The organism is Micromonospora sp. NBRC 107095 (genome assembly GCF_030269705.1).
GTDB lineage: Bacteria > Actinomycetota > Actinomycetes > Mycobacteriales > Micromonosporaceae > Micromonospora > Micromonospora parva.
Genome location: NZ_BSTU01000007.1, coordinates 1 through 20,364, shown reverse-complemented (window position 1 = coordinate 20,364; position 20,364 = coordinate 1). Strand labels below are relative to the sequence as shown.

The 20,364-nt window shown below is 70.7% G+C and carries 14 protein-coding genes; 6 read left to right on the top strand and 8 right to left on the bottom strand.

The genetic code is table 11. The features are described 5' to 3' along the window. The first annotated feature begins 30 nt into the window (after positions 1–30). The 3 genes from QSK15_RS28660 (at position 31) to QSK15_RS28650 (ending at position 6,166) form a co-directional block, all read left to right on the top strand. Complete coding sequence (locus QSK15_RS28660; protein ID WP_285797173.1) at positions 31–1,512, top strand: aminopeptidase P family protein; 1,482 nt, start codon at positions 31–33, stop codon at positions 1,510–1,512. 793 nt (positions 1,513–2,305) lie between these two features. Beyond that, positions 2,306–4,219 (top strand): right-handed parallel beta-helix repeat-containing protein, encoded by a 1,914-nt coding sequence (locus QSK15_RS28655; protein WP_285797172.1) that lies wholly within the window; start codon positions 2,306–2,308, stop codon positions 4,217–4,219. A gap of 291 nt (positions 4,220–4,510) precedes the next feature. Beyond that, a complete protein-coding gene (locus QSK15_RS28650; protein WP_285797171.1) occupies positions 4,511–6,166 on the top strand; it encodes a hypothetical protein in 1,656 nt (551 codons plus the stop codon). Positions 6,167–6,248: 82 nt separating this feature from the next. Here QSK15_RS28650 and pulA read toward each other — a convergent pair whose 3' ends face one another. The 5 genes from pulA to QSK15_RS28625 all read right to left on the bottom strand — a co-directional run bounded on the left by pulA (position 6,249) and on the right by QSK15_RS28625 (position 14,654). Continuing rightward, positions 6,249–11,744 (bottom strand): pullulanase-type alpha-1,6-glucosidase, encoded by a 5,496-nt coding sequence (gene pulA, locus QSK15_RS28645; protein ID WP_285797170.1) that lies wholly within the window; start codon positions 11,742–11,744, stop codon positions 6,249–6,251. Positions 11,745–11,854: 110 nt separating this feature from the next. Beyond that, positions 11,855–12,562 (bottom strand): cellulose binding domain-containing protein, encoded by a 708-nt coding sequence (locus QSK15_RS28640; RefSeq protein WP_285797169.1) that lies wholly within the window; start codon positions 12,560–12,562, stop codon positions 11,855–11,857. A gap of 143 nt (positions 12,563–12,705) precedes the next feature. After that, positions 12,706–13,386 (bottom strand): hypothetical protein, encoded by a 681-nt coding sequence (locus tag QSK15_RS28635; protein WP_285797168.1) that lies wholly within the window; start codon positions 13,384–13,386, stop codon positions 12,706–12,708. 97 nt (positions 13,387–13,483) lie between these two features. After that, a complete protein-coding gene (locus QSK15_RS28630) occupies positions 13,484–13,873 on the bottom strand; it encodes a DUF6841 family protein (RefSeq protein ID WP_030337824.1) in 390 nt (129 codons plus the stop codon). Between the two features lie 37 nt (positions 13,874–13,910). Beyond that, on the bottom strand, positions 13,911–14,654 hold the full coding sequence (locus tag QSK15_RS28625) for a hypothetical protein (RefSeq protein ID WP_285797167.1): 744 nt from the start codon (positions 14,652–14,654) through the stop codon (positions 13,911–13,913). A gap of 19 nt (positions 14,655–14,673) precedes the next feature. On the opposite strand from QSK15_RS28625, the gene QSK15_RS28620 reads away from it, so the two are divergent. After that, entirely contained in the window at positions 14,674–14,862 is a 189-nt protein-coding gene (locus QSK15_RS28620) for a hypothetical protein (protein WP_252419996.1), read from the top strand. A gap of 350 nt (positions 14,863–15,212) precedes the next feature. Beyond that, positions 15,213–16,220, top strand: coding sequence for an FUSC family protein (locus QSK15_RS28615; protein ID WP_285797166.1), 1,008 nt, complete (start codon positions 15,213–15,215; stop codon positions 16,218–16,220). Between the two features lie 4 nt (positions 16,221–16,224). Here the strand turns inward: QSK15_RS28615 and QSK15_RS28610 are convergent, their stop codons facing one another. Genes QSK15_RS28610 through QSK15_RS28600 form a run of 3 tightly spaced genes read right to left on the bottom strand, consistent with a single transcriptional unit; the run spans position 16,225 to position 18,875 of the window. Continuing rightward, positions 16,225–17,169 carry a hypothetical protein gene (locus QSK15_RS28610; protein ID WP_285797165.1) on the bottom strand — a complete coding sequence of 315 codons (945 nt, stop codon included), beginning with the start codon at positions 17,167–17,169 and terminating at the stop codon, positions 16,225–16,227. Beyond that, the gene (locus QSK15_RS28605; RefSeq protein ID WP_285797164.1) at positions 17,166–17,651 is read right to left on the bottom strand and encodes a hypothetical protein; all 486 of its coding nucleotides are present in this window, start codon (positions 17,649–17,651) and stop codon (positions 17,166–17,168) included. The genes QSK15_RS28610 and QSK15_RS28605 overlap by 4 nt, the downstream gene beginning before the upstream one ends. Before the next feature lie 3 nt (positions 17,652–17,654). Then, the gene (locus QSK15_RS28600) at positions 17,655–18,875 is read right to left on the bottom strand and encodes a macrolide family glycosyltransferase (protein ID WP_285797163.1); all 1,221 of its coding nucleotides are present in this window, start codon (positions 18,873–18,875) and stop codon (positions 17,655–17,657) included. 823 nt (positions 18,876–19,698) lie between these two features. Here QSK15_RS28600 and QSK15_RS28595 point away from each other — a divergent pair. Further along, a complete protein-coding gene (locus tag QSK15_RS28595; protein WP_285797162.1) occupies positions 19,699–20,358 on the top strand; it encodes a C39 family peptidase in 660 nt (219 codons plus the stop codon). Positions 20,359–20,364 lie beyond the last annotated feature (6 nt).

The window sequence follows — 20,364 nt, the reverse complement described above, 5'->3', positions numbered from 1 at the left end:
GACCAGCAACGAAGCGGAGGGAGCGGCGCAATGACCGAGGGACGCACCGACGGTACGCCGACGGACGGTACGGAATCGCACGATCCGGACTTCCCGGAGGCGTTCCTGTCCTTCATGCGGCAGGGCTGGCGCGACACCGCGCTCCCCGTGACGCCCCGCCCGGAGACCCCCAACTACGCCAAGCGGCGGGCTGCCCTCTCGGCGGCCTTCCCCGGCGAGACGCTGGTGATCCCCACCGGCACCGAGAAGGTCCGGGCCAACGACACCGACTACCCGTTCCGGCCGGGCAGCGACTTCGCCTATCTGACCGGCGACCACGACGCCGACAGCGTGCTGGTCCTGCGCCCCAACGGCTCCGGGCACGACGCCACGCTGTACATGCGGCCCCGGTCCTCCCGGGAGACCGACGAGTTCTTCCGCAGCCGCAACGGCGAGCTGTGGGTGGGCCGGCGGCACACCCTCGCCGAGAAGTCGACCGAGCTGGGCCTGCCCACCGCCGACCTGACCGGCCTGGAGGCGACGCTCGCCGACCTGGCCCCGGGGCGTACCCGTGTGTTGCGCGGTTTCGACGCCCAGGTGGACGCGGCCGTCCGCCCCTACGACGGGCCGCGCGCCGACGGCCAACCGGCTCGGGACCGGGAGCTGGCGATCGCCATCTCGGAGATGAAGCTGGTCAAGGACGAGTGGGAGATCGGCCAGCTCCAGGACGCCATCGACGCCACCGTCCGCGGCTTCGAGGACGTGGCCCGGATCCTCCCGGCCGACCGCGCCGTCTCCGAGCGGCTGCTGGAGGGTGTCTTCGCGCTGCGGGCCCGCCACGACGGCAACGACGTCGGGTACGGCTCGATCGTCGGCGCCGGCGAACACGCCACGATCCTGCACTGGGTGCACAACCACGGCGCCACCCGACCGGGTGACCTGCTGCTGATGGACATGGGCGTCGAGGGCCGCAACCTCTACACCGCCGACGTCACCCGGGTGCTCCCGGTGAGCGGTCGGTTCACCGCCCTGCAACGCCAGGTCTACGACATCGTGTACGCCTCGCAGCAGGCCGGCATCGAGGCCATCCGTCCCGGCGTGAAGTTCAAGGACGTCCACCTGACCTGCATGCGGGTCCTCGCCGAAGGCCTGTCCGACCTGGGTCTGCTGCCGGTGAGCGTGGACGAGGCGATGGACGAGAAGTCGACCGTCTACCGCCGCTGGACGCTGCACGGCTTCGGGCACATGCTCGGCATCGACGTGCACGACTGCTCCAACGCCCGCAAGGAGACCTACCGCGACGGCGCGCTGGGCGAGGGTTACGTGCTCACCGTCGAGCCCGGTCTGTACTTCCAGCCGGAGGACGAGCTGGTCCCCGCCGAACTGCGCGGCGTCGGCATCCGGATCGAGGACGACGTGCTGGTCACCGCGACCGGCGCGGTGAACCTGTCGGCCGGGCTGCCCCGCACCTCTGACGAGGTGGAGACCTGGCTCGCCGAACAGCGCGAAGCCGGCCCCCGCCTACCCAGCTAACCCGCCCCGACCCATCAGCCCGGCCCGGCCCCATCAGGCCCCGGCCCACCAGGCCCAGGCCCCGTCCTCTGACGGGCCTGGGCCTGGCCCGTCTGGCCTCACCCACCTGGGCGTGGACGCCTGAACCCTGGCCCGCCTGAACCCTGGCCCGCCTGAACCCTGGCCCGCCTGGCCCCCTGGCCCGCCTGGCCCTCGCCGGAGGGTTGGCGGGTTGAACCCCGCCCGTGATCCACTCGACTTTCTTGAAGTCGTGCCATCCGCGTCGCTCGGATACCGCGTTATCAGGAAAACCGAGTGGATCACGCTGCTGAGACGAGCGGTGTTCGGTATCCGCACACCGCAACGGCGCATCCGCGACGACGACGGCCGTACACCGTCGCCTCCCGACATCATCGCCATTCGACCTCGCCGCAGGCCCGACCTCGCCGTCGGCCCGACCTCGCCGCAGGCCCGACCTCGCCGCAGGCCACTCCGCGACAGACCGACCCCCGCCACAGACCCACGACTCTCTGGTCCGGACGAGGCCCACCGAGCCGGCCCGAGCTAGACCCGGGGCAGAACCGGCTGCGCCGCCAGTCGGCGTTTGTGCTGGTAGAGGCCTTCTCCTGCCAGCCCGCACGGGTTGATGGCCCATGTCCGCCATGCGCCCAATGTGTGTTTATCTCAGATCCGTCCGCATCGCGAAGATGGTTCTCATACGGTGAGGATCAGTTGGCTACAACCCATTTGTAGCCGGTCGTGGCGCCTCGGGCGGTGCGATCCCGTCTGTAGCAGGAAAGGGCGGAAGGCTCTGATGTCCAACGACGTAACGAGTACCGACGGCGGGGCGTCGACAGCTCCGCCAACACGACGAAGGCGGGCGCTCTGGGTCGCCGGGGTGGCCGGGCTGACCGGGGTGGTCGGCCTGGCGGCGCTCGGCGGCATCGCCGCTCGAGACGACAAGCCGAAGTCCGACCAGGTGTCCGACGCGCAGCCGTCGACCAACCGGCAGAACGTCAGCGACGACGGCGGCGCGGACAAGAACGGCGCCAAGGACGATGGCGGTCAGGACGACGAGTGGAGCGGCGGCGACTGGAGCGGCTTCGACGACCACCCCGGCAAGGACGGCAAAGACGGCAAGCACGACGAGAAGGACCGCACCAAACAGGTCCCGTGCGACTCCGACAAGCTGATCCAGGCGATAACGTTCGCCAACAACGAGAACGGTGGCGTGTTGGAGCTGGCCAAGGGCTGCACCTACACCCTGACCCGGAACCAGGACGGCAACGGCCTCCCGGTGATCACCGAGCACATCACCCTGAAGGGTGAGCACACCACCATCGGACGGGATGCCACGGCGGACTACTTCCGCATCCTCAATGTCGGCGCCGGCGGCCACCTCACCCTCAAGGGGCTGAGCATCAGGGGTGGCCAGACCCTTCAGCCCGCGATGACCGCTGACCCGGCGACGGTCTGGGCGCCGTACTCGGCTGCGGTCCGCTCGACGGTGGCCAAGCCGCCGGCCACTGCCGCACCCGCCCCCGAGTCACCGGCGGCAGCGGCGAAGCCCGCGTCCACCGCCGCCAAGCCGGCCGCCAAGCCGGTGGCGAAGCCGGCAGCCAAGCCGGTGGCGAAGCCGGCAGCCAAGCCGGTGGCGAAGCCGGCAGCCAAGCCGACCGTCAAGGCCACCACCAAGGCGGCACCCGCGAAAGCCACCACCACGGCAGCGCCAGCCAAGGCGACACCGACCAAGGCGGCTACGGCAACAACGGCCGCCACGGCGACAGCCGCCACGCCGGCGGCCGCACCGGCGAAGCCGACGGGTGCCGGGCCGGCGGTGACGCCGCTGGTCGAGCAGCCTGGGCTCACCGACGGCGCGGGGGTGCTGGTGCAGCCCGGTGGCCGTGCCGAGATCCTGGACAGCGAACTGCTCTACAACCAGTCCGGCGGAAACGGCGGCGGGTTGGCCAACTTCGGCAACACCAGGCTCAGCAAGACGACGGTCGCGCACAACACCGCCTTCTTCTTCGGTGGCGGCGTCTTCAACGCCGGCGTACTCCAGGTCGACGAGTCGAAGATCAAGGACAACACCGGGATCATCGGCGGCGGTGGCATCGCCAACGGTGCGCCGCGGATCTTCACCGAGGACGTCGACGGCGGCGCGGTCTGGGTCTACAAGAGCGAGGTCACCGACAACGAGACGCTTGGCTTCGGCGGGGGCGTTCTGGATGTCGCGGGCACCACGACGTTGCACCAGACGACGGTCAGTGACAACACCGCGGTTCTCGCTGGTGGTGGCGTCGCGGTGGCCGACACCCAGCTCACGCTCAAGGACGCCACGGTGGTCAAGAACAGCACCGCTGGCGTGGGTGGCGGCGTGGCGGTGGCTTTCGACAGCGTCGCGACGATCGAGAACAGCAGGATCAAGGACAACACGGCCGGGTTCTTCGGTGCCGGTCTTTACAACGACGACAGCGTCACCACGCTGCGCGACAGCGAGGTGGTGGGCAACCGGGCGGTCGGCCCGTTCGCTCGTGGTGGCGGCATCTTCAACACCGAGGGGAGCGAGGTCACGCTCCACCGGACGACGGTGGCGCACAACTTCTCCACCCTCCCGCCGGGGGGCATCTTCAACAGCCTCGGCGGCACCGTGACGCTTGACGACAAGTCCGCCGTCACTGCCAACCGTCCGACCAACTGCTTCAACGTTTCGGACTGCTTCGCCTGATCGGGTGGGGCTGATCCACATAGAGGGCGCGCCCCTCCGAGCCGGTCACGGTTCGGAGGGGCGTGCCCATTTGGGCAGGTCACAGGGCGCTCGGCCGGCTTGGGCGGTGGTGTGTCGGTCCGGGCCCCGGTGTGGGCAACATGAACCGAATGTGGGCTTCTCTCGGATAAGCCCGCGAGGCGAGGAACCTTCTCATACGGTGGTTTTGGGAGCTACAACCGATTTGTAGCAGGGGACGCCCGTCTGACGGCGGCGACCCTGTCTGGTACGAGGAGAGGGCAGAGAGCTCCGATGTCCAACTACCTAACGAACAACGAAGCCTCCGGGCGGGCGGCGGCCAAGCGTCGTCGCAAGCTCTGGCTCGCCAGTGGCGTGGCCGGTTTGACGGGCGTGATCAGTCTCGCGGCGGTGGGCGTCGCGGGTAGCGCCGGTGCGGTCGGCTTGAACTGGAACACCACGCAGGTCAGCAAGGACGGCGACCAGCGGGGTGACGAGGGGCGCGACTGGGAGGACAAGAACCGGGACGACAAGGGCCGCGACGACAAGGGCCGCGACAAGGACCACGAGCGCGGGAAGGAGGTGCCCTGCGACACCGACAAGCTGATTCAGGCGATCGTGTTCGCCAACAACAAGCACGGCGGTGTGCTGGAGCTGGCCAAGGGCTGCACCTACAACCTGACCCGCAACGACTACGAGGGCAACGGTCTGCCGGTGATCACCGAGCGGATCACGCTCAAGGGCGAGCACACCACGATCGCTCGGGAAGCCACCGCTGACTACTTCCGGATCCTGAACGTCGGTGCGGGCGGTCACCTCACGATCAAGGGCCTGACCATCAAGGGTGGCCAGACCCTCGAGCTGTTCAACAGCGTCGAGCCGGCGGCCGTCTGGGCGTCCTACTCGGACTCCGAGGCGATCGCGGCTCAGGTGAAGGCGGGCGTGCCGCTGAACCAGGCGCTCACCGCCCGACAGGCCAACCCGAAGGCGGGCCTGAAGGCGGCACCCAAGGTCGCGGCCAAGGCCGCGCCGGCCGCTCAGGGCGGCGTCGTCACGCCGCTCGTCGAGTACCCGGATTCCACCGACGGTGCCGGCATCCTGGTCCAGCCGGGTGGCACCGCCGAGATCCTGGAGTCCGAGGTCGTCCTGAACCAGTCGGGCGGCAACGGTGGTGGTGTGGCCAACTTCGGCACCACGAAGATCTGGCACAGCACCGTCACCCGTAACACCGCCTTCTTCTTCGGTGGCGGCGTCTTCAACGCCGGTCTGCTCAAGGTCGAGGAGTCGAAGATCAAGGACAACACCGCCATCATCGGTGGTGGCGGCATCTCCAACGGCGCCGCGCCGATCTTCACCGACGACGTCGACGGCGGTACCGTCGAGCTCAAGAAGGCCGAGCTCACCGACAACGAGACGCTGGGCTTCGGCGGCGGCTACCTCGACATCGAGGGCAACACCACGGCGTACGAGACCAAGTTCGCCTCGAACACCGCGGTTCTCGCTGGCGGCGGTATCGCCGCGGCGGACAGCCAGATGAACCTGCACAAGGTCTCGGTGGAGCGCAACAGCACCGCCGGTGTCGGTGGCGGTGTCGCCATCGCCTTCGGCAGCGCTGTCACGTTCGAGAAGAGCAGCATCAAGGACAACACCGCCGGCTTCTTCGGCGGCGGGCTCTTCAACACCCTGAGCGTCACCACGCTGCGCGACAGCGAGGTCGTCGGCAACCGGGCCATCGGCCCGATCGGGGTCGGCGGCGGCATCTTCAACATCTTCGGCGAGGTCAACCTGTCGAAGACGAAGGTCGCCCACAACTTCTCCACCTTCGCGCCGGGCGGTGTCTTCAGCTTCTTCGGAGACGTGAACGTGGACGACAAGTCCGCCATCACCGCGAACCGTCCGACCAACTGCCTGGCCATCCCGGGCGGCACCATCGAGAACTGCTTCGCCTGATCACCCTCGGGTGACCACAGCGCAGCGCCAGCACTACCGGCCGGCCCCCTTCCGCGAGACGCGGAAGGGGGCCGGTGCACCGTCACTTCTGGACGAAGACCGCCACGCTGCGCGCCGGTACGGTGAACGTGCCGGCCGCCCGGTCGAACGAGGCGGTCCGCAGCGCCGGGTCGGCCGAGTCGACCAGCACCGGGTGCAGTGCCACGTCCGCTCCGCGCAGCCCGGCCACCGTCTGGGTGGCCGCCGACGGGGTGGCGTTGAAGACGACGGTCACCGACTTCCACGCACCGCCCAGCCCGCGGGCGTCCAGGGTCATGGTCAGCACACCCGGCGTCTCCTGGGCACCGGACAGCGGGAACGCGACCCGCCGCTGCACCTGCTCGGCGCTGGCCAACCCGAACACCGGCGACGACGCCCGGATGCGCAGCAACTCCGCGTACCGGGCGTCGGTGGTGTTGATCGCCGCGCAGTCCGGCACCAGCGCCGGGTCGGCCAGCAGCGGCTTCGCGTACGACCACTTGTCCTCGTTGTCGGGCGCGGGTGGCAGACCAGCGCCGAACCCGTTGCCCCGTTCACAGCCCCAGCGGATCTGGTTGAACCAGTCCCCCGAGTTGTACGAGTTGCGGTCCAGCGACTTCGACCGCAGCCGCTCGGTCCCGGCGGTGACGAACCCGGTGCCCTGTCCCAGCACCACGGTGCCCAGCGCCAGCACCTGCATCCGGGAGCGGTCCGCCGCCGTGGTGGCCTGCGGCAGTTTGTACGCCAACGCGTCGTACAGGATCTCGTTGTCGTGCGCGTCGGCGTAGGTGACGGCCTCCCCCGGCGTCGCGGTGTAGCCGGCCGGGGAGCCGTTGTAGTCGACCTGCGCCCCGGTGATCTGCCGCCCGGCGGTGTCGGTGAATTGATAGTCGCGCAGGTTGCCGGTGAGCCCCACCTTGATCAGGTCGTGGGCGTGCAGCAGCCGGGCCTTCTGCTCGGCCGGTGAGCCGTTGACCGGGTCGCCGTTCGGGTCGGTGTAGAGGCCGGAGGCGAAGCCCTGCACCCGGGGGTTGGCGTCGAACGGTCCGCCGCCGCGCACCGCGTCGCGCAGCCGGTCGTTGAAGGTGCCGATGCCGGTACCGGCCATGTTGGCCTGGGTGGCCTGCACGAAACGGGCGTCGTTGGCGACCTCGCCGAAGTTCCAGCCCTCGCCGTAGAGCAGGATCGACCGGCCGTCCACGCCGTCGCGGGCGACGGTCAACCGGTCCAGGGCCGCCCGGACGGCCAGGATGTTGGCCTTCGGGTGGTGACCCATCAGGTCGAAGCGGAAGCCGTCCACCTTGTACTGCCGGGCCCAGGTGACCAGCGAGTCGACCACCAACTTGCCCATCATGGCGTGCTCGGGGGCGGTGTTGGCGCAGCAGGTGGAGTTGGCCACCGTGCCGTCGTCCAGCAGCCGGTGGTAGTAGCCGGGCACGATCTGGTCGAGCACCGACTTCGGGTCGGTGCCGGCCGCCGACGTGTGGTTGTAGACCACGTCCATGACCACCCGCAGCCCGGCGTCGTTCACCCCGGCGACCATCCGCCGGAACTCGGTGGTCCGCGCCGCGCCGGCCGGGTCGACGGCGTAGCCGCCCTCCGGGACGGTGTAGTGCAGCGGGTCGTACCCCCAGTTGTAGCCGTCGGTCTCGGCGACCGCCGCCACGCACTTCTGCTGCTCGGCCGAGTCGGGGGGCAGGGCCGCCAGGTCGCAGGCCGGCTGGCGCTGGTCGGCGCGCCGCTCGGGGATCGTCGCGAAGTCGAACGCCGGCAGCAGGTGCAGGTGGGTGACCCCGGCGGCGCCGACCGCCCGCAGGTGGGTCATGCCTGCGGTCTTCGGGTCGGTGAACGCGAGGAACGTCCCCCGCCGCTCGGCGGGCACCGTCTCGTCGGCGATGGAGAAGTCCCGCACGGACAGCTCGGTGATCTGCGCCTTCGCGGCCGGCACCGGCGCCGGTTTGCGCAGCGTGCGCCACCCGGGGGGTGCCAGTGCCGGGTCGTTGAGGTCGACGAGTTGGCTGTGCGTGGAGTCCGCGGCCAGGGCCACCGAGTAGGGGTCGGTGACCGACGCGGTGATCATTTTCTGCGCTGCCGGGTGCCAGGCCCGCACCTCGTACCGGTAGAACCTGCCGGTCCAGGTGTGGTCGCCGCGCACCGACCAGACGCCGGTGCGGTCGTCGCGGCGCATCGGCACCGTCCTCGGGGTGCTGGTGGGCGAGTCGAACAGCTGCAACGCCACGCTCCGGGCGGTCGGCGCCCACAGCGCGAGGCTCGGCGTCCGGCCCGCGAAGGTGGGCCCGAGGGTGGCGTCGGCCGCCCGGGAGTACACGTCGTCGAGCACGCCGGGGATCTGCACGCCGGTGGCGGCGAGCAGCGCACCCTCGGCGTCGCGCGCGGTGACCAGCAACTGCCCGCGCAACGCCGCCGGGACCTTGGCCAGGTCCGCCCGGTCCAGGGCGAAGCTACGGTACGACCACAGGTGCGGGAACCTGTCGCGTTGCGCATCGGTGAGCCCGTTGCGCTGCGCCCGCAACGGCAGGCTGGTGTACGTGCCGGTCAGCTCACCGTCGACCACGCTGACCCCACCGGTGGGCGCGGCGACCAGCGCGTACGTCCTGCCGTCGGTCGGGGGTGTCTGCCACGCCACGGTGGACCTGTCGATCCAGTGTGCCTTCTGCTTGCTGATGTCGGTGTCCCCGCTGGCGGTGGTGGCCGCCGACGGCAGCAGCCGGCCCGGTGTGGCGGCGAGCAGCCACACCTCCCGCCCGGCGCTGGCGAAGTCGAGCCGCTGGTCGTCGGGCAGGTCCTTGGTGTCGCCGTTGTGGATGATGTAGTTCAGGCCGGTGGCGCCGGCCGCCAGCGGCACCCGGAACACCGCCCCGAACGCGTCGACGGCGCTCGGCCGCAGCGGGGCGGACCACTCGGTCGGGTTGGCCGCCCCGTCCCACAGGTGCAGGCCCCAGCCGTCGTAGTTGCCGTCGGCCCGCCGGTAGTGCAGCACGGCGGTGCCCTCCTCGACCGGCGGGTCCGGCTCACCGGTGGCCGCCTGCCGGCTCGGGTAGATCGCCGGGTCGCCCTGCTTGAGCCAGATCTCCCCGGTCTGGGTGAGGTCGATGCTGCGGTCCTGGGCGACGTCCTTCGTGCCAGCCTTGTCGACGACCAGGAAGTTCACCGACGTCGCGCCCGGCTTGAGTTTCACCCAGGCGAACCGGCCGTAGGAGTCCTCCCCGGCGAACGGCTGCCCCTTGGGCCACTCGGTGACGTACGCCGGGTCGATGTCCCCCCAGGCGTACAGCCCCCAGTCGTCGTACCCGCCGGCGGGGCGCTGGTAGTGCACCACCGCCCACTCCCGGGAGCCGCCCTGCGTGGGGGTGCCGACGACGGCGGTGGACCGGGCGGTGGCGGTCTTGCCCCGACCGTCGCGGACCACCGCCTTGTACTCGACGCGGACGCCGCCGGCCAGGCCGGTCAGGTCGTGCTGCACGGTGTACGGGGCGTGGTCGGCGCTGCCGAGCAGCGTCCACCGGCCACCGGCCACCCGGGCCGCGACGGTGACGCTGGCCAGGGGGTCACCGGTGACCCGGGCGGTGACCGCGGCCCGGGTGGCGACCGGTGCGTCCGGGGTCGGGCTGGTGATGGTGATGGTCGGCTTGTCGGCGGCCGGTGCGATGGGGCTGCCGGCCCGGTAGACGACGGCCGACAACGGCGGCACGGTGAGGGCGACTTCGCCGTCACCGTTGGCCCGCGCGTCGCCGGAGGCGCCGTAGATGCCGGTGAAGGTGGCGCCGGCCGACCAGGTGTCCACCGTGACAGTCTGCGCGGTGTCGGCGTTGTTCACGGCCACCACGTACTCGGTGCGCTCGGCCGGGGCGATCCGGGAGGCGGCGAAGACGCCCGGCCCGTCGGCCGCGTACCGGGTGACCTGCATGCCGTCGCGCAGCGCCGGGTGGGCCTGACGCAGCCGGCCCAGCTCGGCGATGGTCCGGTACAGCGGGTGGCCCGTGTCGAACTGGTCGCTGGCGTGGGTGCGGTCGGTGCCGAGCAGGTCGTCGTCGAGGTAGTCGGGGACCTTCGACGCGAACATGTCCTGACGGGCGTCCTTGTCTCCGCCCGGCCCGGTGAAGCCCTGTTCGTCGCCGGAGTACACCACCGGCTGGCCGCGGGTCAGGAACATCAACTGGTGCGCGAGCTGGTCGCGGCGCAGGTGACTGGCGGGGTCGGTGCCACCGCCGGCGATGAACGAACCGATCCGACCCATGTCGTGGTTGCCGAGGAAGGTGGGCAGCCGACCCGCGTCGGTGTTCCGGGCGGCGTAGAGGTCGTCGCGGGCGTACACGTCGGCGAGCGCCTTCGCGGAGCCGGCTGCGGCGGTGAAGCCGCGCGCGGCCTCCTGGAAGGCGAAGTCGAGGGTGGCCGGCAGGCCACCCTGGCGGACGTAGCTGGAGCTGATCTCCGGGTCGGCGCTGTACACCTCGCCGAACATGAAGAAGTCCTTCTTGCCGGCCTTTTCGGCGGCCCGTTGGATGCCCTGGCTGAACTGCGGCCAGAAGTCCATGTTGACGTGCTTCACGGTGTCCAGCCGGAACCCGTCGACGCCGGTCGCGCCGATCCAGTCCCCGTACGCCTTCGTCAGGCCCCGGACCACCTCGGGACGCTCGGTCCACAGGTCGTCGAGGCCGAAGAAGTCGCCGTACTCGCTGTTCTCTCCGGCGAAGGTGGAGTCACCCCGGTTGTGGTACATGGTGACGTCGTTGAGCCAGGCCGGGACCTTGACGCTCGCGTCCTCCGGCTCGGCGAACGTCGGTGTGTACGGGAAGGACTCCTTGTCGACCGGCGGGAACGCGCGGCTGCCGTCGGCGTAGTTGCGGTCCTCGAACGCCCGGCCCTGCGCGTCGGTGTACGGCGAGGTCGCCTTGTCCACGTACGCGTACTTGTCCTCGGCGTACTTGATGACGTCGGCGGTGTGGTTGACGATCACGTCGAGGTAGATCTTGATGCCGCGCTGGTGGGCGAGTCTGACCAGGCGCTTCATCTCCTCCATGGTGCCGAAGTGCGGGTCCACCTGGGTGAAGTCGGTGATCCAGTAGCCGTGGTAGCCGGCCGAGATGTCGTTGCCGGCACCCTGCACCGGCCGGTTCTTGAAGATCGGGGCGAGCCAGATGGCGGTGGTGCCCATCCCCTGGATGTAGTCCAGTTTGTCGATGACGCCCTTGAGGTCACCGCCGTGGTAGAAGCCCTTGTCGGTGGGGTCGAGGCCGGTGCGCAGCCGGTCACCGGTGAGGCCACCCCGGTCGTTGCGGGGGTCTCCGTTGGCGAACCGGTCCGGCAGGACGAAGTAGAACTGCTCGGCGCGGCCGGCGTTGCCGCCGGCCCTCAGCAGCGCGTCGGCGCTGGGTTCGTCGCGCCACTGGGTCGCGCCGCCGACCGCGAGTGAGGCACGGTCGGACGGGTGAGGGCTCGCGGCGGCGGGCTGCACGGCGACCGGAGCGCCGGCGAGGGTGACGGTGAGCAGGGAGGTAAGGGCCAGCAGGGCGGTACGCGGTATCGGCGGGGGTCTCATCGACGCCTTCCTCTGGTCGCTGATGGCCGCACGCTAACCCTTGCCGAAACATTCTGCAATACCTTGCAAACATGGTCGCAACAAAGCAGCAACCTTGCGAAACCCGCCACTCAGAGGCCGCCGCAGCGCACCCCGTCCACAGTGCACTCCCGTGGCGTGCTGGATGCCCGCTCCATGTGGAACCGCAGCGACACCGAACCGCCGGCCGACACCTCGACCCCGCTGACGTACGTGAAGCCGTCATCGCCCTGCCGGATCGTCCCCTGGGGGACGCCCTCCACCCAGGCGGTCACCAACCGTCCACCGGAGAACTCCAACCGCACCGTCCAGCCGCGGCTCTGGGTGGACGTGTTCACCATCGCCACCTCGCCGATGAAGCCGCCGTCGAAACTCTGCACCACCCGGTACCGCCCGGCCATCCCCGGCTGACCCGGTGCCGCCCGGGTCGGCGACCGCGTCGCCGTGGGCCTGCCGGTCGCAGCGACCGTCGGAACGGCCGACGGTGAACCGGAACCGGCCGCGGCGCTCGGCGGCAGCCCGCTGGCCCGCCCGGACAACCCCGGCAGCACCGGCGCCGGAGACGGCACCGCGGACGGCACCGACGGTGGCACGCTCGGCTCCGCCGCCACGGACGGCACCGGCAGCGCCGGCGGCTGCGCGCTGTCCGGCGCAGGGCTGCGTCCCCGGTACGCGCCCAGCGCCACGAAGAGCAGGACCACCATCACGACGACACCGGCACCCACCACGATCCAGGGCGACGATGCGATCGCGACCGGACCGTGCGGCGGACGCGGAGCACGGCGGCGCATGCCGGACATGTACCTCCCTCAGCGGATCGTCCGCGCAGCGTAGCGATCGGCGACCCGGGCCGGAAAGCCTCGGCCACGCGGCGTAGCGATCGGCGGCCCGGGCGGTAAGCCTCGGCCGTGCGGCATCGCCGGGCCACCGGCCCGGCTGCGGCTCAGCCGATCCGGCAGTCGACGCCGTTGATCGTGCACGTGAGCGGTCGTTGCGCCGACTCACCCAAGCCGACGCGCAGCCGTAGCGTCCGGGAGTCGCCCGGGTCCAACGAACGGGTGCCGCGCACCACGAACTCGCCGTCCCCGCGCCCCCGCACCGAGACGCCCGAGTCGTCACCGACTCGCAGCGCCCAGGTGTCGTCGTCGAACGCCAACTCCACCTGCCAGTCCACCGACCGACTCGACGTGTTGGCGATCGACAGGATCGCCGCCTCACCGTTCCAGCCGTTCGTGCCAACCTGGTACCGGGCGCTGACGGGCTCGTCCGCCGGTGTCGTCGGCGCGGACAGCACGCTCGTCCGCCCCGGCGTCGGCGAGCCGGTCGCCGTGGCCCGCGGCGACGGTGACCGACTGCTGCGTGACGGTCGCGGCGACACCGAGCGCCGCTCCACAGCGGCCGGGGTCGGCCCACCGGTGGTGGATGCGCCAGCCGGCACGGTCGGCAGGAACGCCGGAGGCGCTGCCTGCGGCCCGGCGTCGCGCTCCCTGCCACGGAACGAGAACAGCGCCACCACCAGGAGGACCACCAACGCGCACACACCGAGCAGCACCACGATCCACGGCACCGACACCAGCACCCGCGCCGCCCGCGAATCTGCCGCACCGTCCGGCCGCACCGCCATCAGGTCTCCCCTCGTCCCCACCGACGCGACAGCGTAGTCAGCGCCGCGCGGGCCGGGAACCTGGCGGGTACGGATCGGGCCGACCGGCCCCGGTCGGTCAGCCCGTCCGGACGACAGTGCAGATGAGTGGCCCCTCATCGGAGGTACGCAACAGGTAGCGGTACCGCTCCCCGGGCACCGACTGCCCCCGACTGTCCAGGAACTCCCACTCCACCGCCACCATCGTCAACAGCGCGGACACCGGCTGCACATCCTCGATGCGGGCGTGGGCCGCGACCAGCTCCCGGTCCTGGTAGTCGGGCGCGGCGCCCACGAAGGACAGCGCCACCGCCGCCGCGGTGGTGAACGAGAAGCTGTACGTGTCGGCCACCACCAGCCCCGGCAGGGCGTAACAGCCGGCGATGGCCGGCAGATCGCCGGAGGTCAGCGCCACGCCGTACCGGTCGAAGAAGTCGGCCAACGTGTCAAGATCTGTGGAGGCGTTCACGGTCACCGCAATTGCCGGTCACCGCCCTGGTCAAACCTCAGCGTGGCGGAACCCGTACCTCGATCTCCGACCCCAACCGGGCACCGGCGGCCAGACCGAGGTCGTCACCACTCCAGAACCGCCCCGGGTCATACCAGTTCGGACGCCGCCCCGCCGGCAGCAACCCCATGGCCTCGTAGGTCACCGCCACCACCTCGGCGCAGTACGCCGTCTCCAGCGCCCGGTCCCGCTCGCCCGCCGATCCGGCCGGGCTGGCGGGGGTCGCCGGGGTCCCCGGGTTCGCCGGGGTCGCCGGGTTTCGCCGAGGTGCTGGCCGGCCGGGAAGCGGCAGCGCGGACAGGCGGCCGGGGAGCGGCAGCGTCGGCACCCGACCGCGCACCCAGCGCCACGCCAGCTGCGCTGTCGACGGGAACGGTGTGCCGTCCAACCGCGCGATCGTCCGCAGCACCGCCCGTTCCATCTCCCCGTCGGCGGGCGGATCGAGCTGTCGCAGCCAGGCCCGCTGGCCGTACCGGTTGGCCCAGACGCAGACCGCGTCCCGCAGGTCGTGCAGCTGCACGCCGCGCTGGTGGGTGCCCGACCACAGGTCCGGCAACGACCTGCCCAGCTCCGCGTGCCACATCAGCGGCGGCATGTCGTCCAACACCACCGCCATCCCGACGTGGTTCACCGGGCTGTTGGTGGTGAACTGGATGGCCCGGTCCGGCACGCTGCGGCCCCGGAAAACCCACACGTCACCGGTGCGGGTCAACTCGACGGCCTCGTCCAGGCTGATGCTCATGAGGGACTAGCCTAGGCCGATGCGGCAACGAATGCGGTGGTGGAAGGTTCTCGGGCTGGCCGGGCTCGCCGGCGTCGCAGCCTCCGGTGTGGTCATCGCGCGGGCCGAACGGCGTCGGCGCGCGTACACCCCGGAGGAGATCCGGCAGCGGCTCCTGGAGCGGCACGCCCAGGCCAGCGACGCCGCGAAGCCTGCCGACCCCGCCTGACCTGTCCACTCCTTCGACATCCTCAACCACGGCCCGCAATCCGGGACGGCCGTACTGACCACCCGCGACGCCGTCCTGGAGCTACTCACCGCCGACTGACCCACCCCGTCGGCCGAATGCCCCTCCGCACCCCCGTGCGCGGGCCTGCGTCGGCAGCGCATCAGATTGGGGATCTCGCGCACCCGACGTTCGCCGTCGTACGACGATCGTCAGAGAGCCGATCGGTGGTGGGGGGGTGAGCGGTGCGCGGCAGACGTCGCGGTGCCCGACCGGCGGAGAGTGCGCTGCGCGAGGGCCGGGAGGCCTATGAACGGCTTCGCACATACCTCATCCTCGCGGTGCAGGCGGGGGTGGCCGCCGGGTTGGCCTGGTTTGTTGCCAGCGATGTGCTGCACAATCCGCAGCCGCTGTTCGCACCCGCCGCCGCAGTCGGCACGATCGCGGCGGCCATCGGTAACCGGGCCCGTCGCACACTGGAACTTCTCGCCGGGGTGTTCCTGGGAGTGCTGGTCGGAAACGGGATCATCCGGTTCATCGGGGCAGGCCCCATCCAGACCGGTGTGGTGGTGGCACTTGCGATTTCGGCGGCGGCCGTTTTTCGCGGCACCGGAGCCGTCATGGTCCAGGCGGGAAGCACCGCCGTCCTGCTCGGCACGGTTTCTCCGGACCGGCCGGACCTGGCCGTCCCACGGACGGCGAACGCGCTGGTCGGTGTTCTGGTGGCCATCGTGGTGGCCCTGTTGATTCTGCCGCTCAACCCGGTGCGGATCGTGCACCGCGCCGCTGGTCCCACAGTCGACGCCATCGCCCGGGAGATGACCACCACCGCCAACGCGCTGGCTCACCGCGACGTTCGGCAGGCCGAGGATGCCCTGCGGCGACTACGTGCGGCAGAGGCGGAGCGACGTAACACGGCCGACGTGGTCGCCGCAGCACGCGAAGTCGCGATTCTCTCACCGTGGCGGCGGAGACGGCTGGGCATCATGCGCCGGTACACGCAGGCGGCCGAGCACCTCGAACTCGCCTACACCAGCAGCCGCGAGATGGTGCAGTGGGCGGTGTCGGCACTACACACCCGGGAGACGCTGCCGGCCGGCCTCTCCACAGCGATCGAGAACTTCGGCCAGGCGTTCAGGCTCCTGCACCGTGACTTCCTGGCTGGACGGGAGCCGGACCGCGCGCGAAGGCGAGCACTCCAGGTGATAAGTGACATCGACGAGGCATACGCCGAGGGTGTCGGGTCCTCCGGGGCTGTCGTCGTCTCGCAACTGCGCGTTGTCGTCAGTCAACTGCTCCAAATCTCCGGACTCCCCCAGACGGAGGCGAATCAGCGGGCCGGTCTGAACGCTGACGTGTGAGCATTCAGGGGAGCGGGCCGTCGGTCTCCGCCCTCACGCTGAGGCGGTCCCGGATCAGCGCGAGCACGGTGTCGGTGGTCCGGTCAAGGTGGCTGCGGCCATCGGGTAAGCGGGCCTCCGGAGCGATGTAGCTGCGGGGACCGATGTGCGTGGCGGGGTCGAGCCGGTGCACGGTGATCTTGCCTTCGCGCTCGGCCCGGTTCCATCCGCTCCAGCGGAACAGCCGCCACCGCTGGGGGAAGATCCAGGTGCCGACCCGCTCGATCCAGTCGGCGGAACTGGTGAGCTGGTCGAGGTGCTGGGCATGGGTCATGTCGTTGGCACCGTTGTGGAACCCGCCGAGAGTGATCAGCCAGAGCGGGGTGCGCAGTTGGGACCACAGTTCGTTCACCGCACCGCTGGCGACCTGGGCGCCACCGCTGTAGCTGAGCAACACCACGGGTATCCCGCTGTCCGGCCGGTAACCGGCAACCTGGAGCTCGGTGGCGATCTGCGCACCAACGGCACGGTTGTACAGGGGACGGTAGCGCCGGTCGGCGGCGACGAAGATCTGCATCACGTTGTGCAGGAACAGCAGCAACCCGATGTGGCGGCGCAGCCAGGTCCAGACCGGCCGGTCGGCGAGCGGCACGGCCAGCGGGGAGTAGGGCTGCACCTGGCCCAGCACCCTGAGCTCCGGCGCACGCTTGATCAGGGCCTTGACCAGTCGGCCACCATCGCGGGTGTCGTGGAAACGGCGTTTCCCGATGCCGTCCAGATAGACCAGGTAGGCGTCCGGCGGGCGGTCCGGATCCGCGCCGCGGGCGTAGGACATGCCCTCGGGGCGGGAGATGGTGGGTGTGCGCCAGCCGGCGGCGTAGACCAGCACCTCGTAACGGGCAAGCAGGGCCTCGGCGATCAGCACCAGTCCGAGGCCGCCGAGCAGCAGCAGGAGCGCCAGTCCGATCACGCGGCTGGCTCCGCTGCTCGGGTGGTGTTGAGCTTCACGACAAGGCGCCGGACGGCCTCGACGGAGACGCCGAGCCCGACTCCCGCGATCGCCACGCAGCCGGCGGCCTCCCACCAGCCGACTCCGACCACCGTGGCGAGTGCACCGGCGAGGCCGGCCCCCACTCCCACCATGAGCAACAGGTGCAGCAGTGGCCCGAGCAGCGGGAACGCCAGGACTCCGGCAAGCACCAGCGGAACGGCCAGACCTGGTGTCCAGCCCAGTGCGTCGGAGGGTGCGGTGGGCAGCACCAGATCGGCAACGGCCCACGCGGACAGCGGCCAGAGCGCGAACACCGCGCCGTCGACGATCGCGCCCGCCAGCAACAGGCTGACCACCCTCACGTGCGACACGCCGGACAGGCGTGCCACCACCGGCAGGAGACGACCGGCGGCCTCGGACAGCCCGGCGACCAGCAGCAGGATGGCGACAACGGGAGACATCGGTCAGCCCCGCGGTGGCAGATCGGCGGAGCCCGGCGGCGTGACCGCGCCGGTCTGCTGCACGAAGCGCTCGAGTACGTCGGCGGCACGCGCATAGCCGCCCGCCTGGCGCTGGGCAACCTGCAGGGTGGTCGCGGCGGTCCGGAAGCGAGGCTCGTCAAGCAGACGCTGAGCGAGGGCCCGCACCACCTCCACCGCGACGTCCTCGGTGCGGATCGACAGGCCAGCGTCAAGCTCGACGATGCGGGACGCCACCAGCAGTTGGTCAGCGCCCTGCGGGACCACCAGCATCGGGGTGCCGGCGTACAGGGCCTCGTTGACGCTGTTCACCCCGCCGTGGGTGATGAACAGCGCCGCGCGGGCCAGCACCTCCAGCTGCGGTACGGAACGGTGGGCGAGCACGTTGTCCGGTAGCGGACCGAGCGCGGCGGGATCGGTGTGCCCGGTGGAGATGACCACGGTGCCACCCAGCGGGGCCAGCGCGTCAGCGAAGGTACGCAGCAGCCGCGGGGCGTCGAATACCGTGCCCATGGAGGCGTACATCACGGGGTCCCGCAATCGGTCGACCGGGAACGACGGGGCTGCTGGGCGGGCACCGATGCTCGGTCCGACGAACTGGTAGGACTTGTCGAAACTGTCCGCCTCGGGGTGGAACGCCCGCGAGGTGTAGACCAGGTTGAGCGACTGACGGATGTTGGCCAGGTCGATCAGTGGCAGTCTTCGGGTGTCGTACCGGCGGCGCAGCGCCCAGCGCGACCTCAGGTATCCCACCGTGGGGCGGGGAAGGGCCGCCGCCGCGCGGAGCAGCTCCCAGGAGCCGCGGGTCGGGCTGGGCACGTGCCGGTTGAAGGCGAACGTGGTGAACGACGACGCTGGCGGCACACCGAGTTCCCTGGCGGCCACCGGCCCCCACGGGCAGAGGGAGTCGTGCACGATCAGATCGGGTCGGGCACCCCGCAGGTCGGCGAGGACGGCGGGCAGGACGCGTACGGCGGTATGGGCAAGCTGCTCCATCACCGTGACGGGCGTCGGCGGGCCGGAGAGCGGTCGGTCATCCCCGGGGTAGAGGAACACCCGCGCCCCGGTGGCCGCGATCTGCTCGGCATAGGCCGGCGTCGTGTGGTAGGTGACGGAGTGACCACGGCGGACAAGCTCCCCCACAACGGGCAGTGTCGGGTTGATGTGCCCATGCATGGCGATGTTCAGGAATGCCACTGAGCTCATCGGCCGACCCCGGGCGGGGAAGGGGCCAGAGCTTGGCATGTTGCAGCGTCCATGATCCACCCTTCTCGGGTCAGAGCCTAGATGCTGCCTGGTGGCAGCGCGCCGTGGACCGGGTACTCGACTCCTCAACGGCCAGTTCGGCATGATCCGCTCACCTTTAGTGAGGTCGGGGCATCCCCCGCCACCGGGACAACCGCGACTCCCGTGAATCCGAGTCGATCACGCCACCCTGATCGTGGTGTGGGGCTGGTTCGCCCCTGTCCCGCTCCGTCCCGGTCCGCTCCGCCCGTCCCGCGTCCAAACGGCGCAGACGGGCGTGATCCACTCGGGTTTCAGGAAAGCGCGGTATCCGCCGCACCGGGACAGCGCGGTTTTCAGGAACCCGAGTCGATCACGCCGCGCTGGCCGTGGTGTCGGTCGGACCGACGGGCACCGGTGTCCGGTTTGGGTGGGGGTGTCGGGTGGTCGGGGCCACCCCACGGGTGGAATCGGGGGCCGGGCGGGGTCGTTATACCTGGCAGACCACCGCGCCCCCGGGCCGGTGGAGAGCAGCCGCCGGGAACACCCGCCAGGCCGCCCCGGTTACACCCCCGCACGGCCGAGCACCACCGGCCGGCCCCGGGTAGGCGGAACCAGCCAGGCCCGGGCACCACAACAGGGCCGACCGGCAGGCGGAATGACCCGCCACCGGCAACCGTTACACCCTGTCCCGACGCCGACCCCCCAGCAGGTCGCCGGGCCCCCGCGAACCTCCCCGCACGGCCACACCCCCCGGTGTTCAGTGCCCGTGCGGTTTTCCCCTGATGCAGAGGAGCACGCCATCATGCGTACCGATCTGATCCGTAAGACCGCCCTGACCGCTGCCGGCCTCGCCTTCACCGGCGGCGCCATCGCCGGACCCGTCACCGCCGCGTACGCCGCGTCGGACGCCAAGCCGGCCACCCAAACCCAGACCGACCGCAAGCCCGCCGGCGAGCGTCAGCTCGGCGTGCGCTACGAAGCCCAGCCGAACTTCTACTACTGCGGCCCCGCCGCCACCCGCAACGCCCTGTCCGTGCAGGGCAAGGACATCAGCGTGGACGCCATGGCCAAGGAAATGGGCACCACCGAAGCCGGCACCAACTCCATCAACGACATCACCCCCGTGCTGAACAAGGAAACCGGCAAGAGCGACGCCTACCGGTCGGTGGAGATCAGCACCCCCGCAGCGGACGCCAAGCAGACCGACACCCTGCGCGCCGACATCGTCCGCACCGTCGACGACGGCCGCGCCGTGGTCGCCAACATCGCCGGCACCACCACCGACACCGACGGTGCCATCCACTCCTTCGAGGGCGGGCACTACATCAGCGTCGTCGGCTACCGCGACGGCGGGAACGTGGTGAAGATCGCCGACTCCGCCAACCCCGACACCGCCTCCTACGACGTCACCGTCGAGCACCTCGCCGACTGGATCGCCACCCGCGGCTACGCCACCAGCTGACCCACA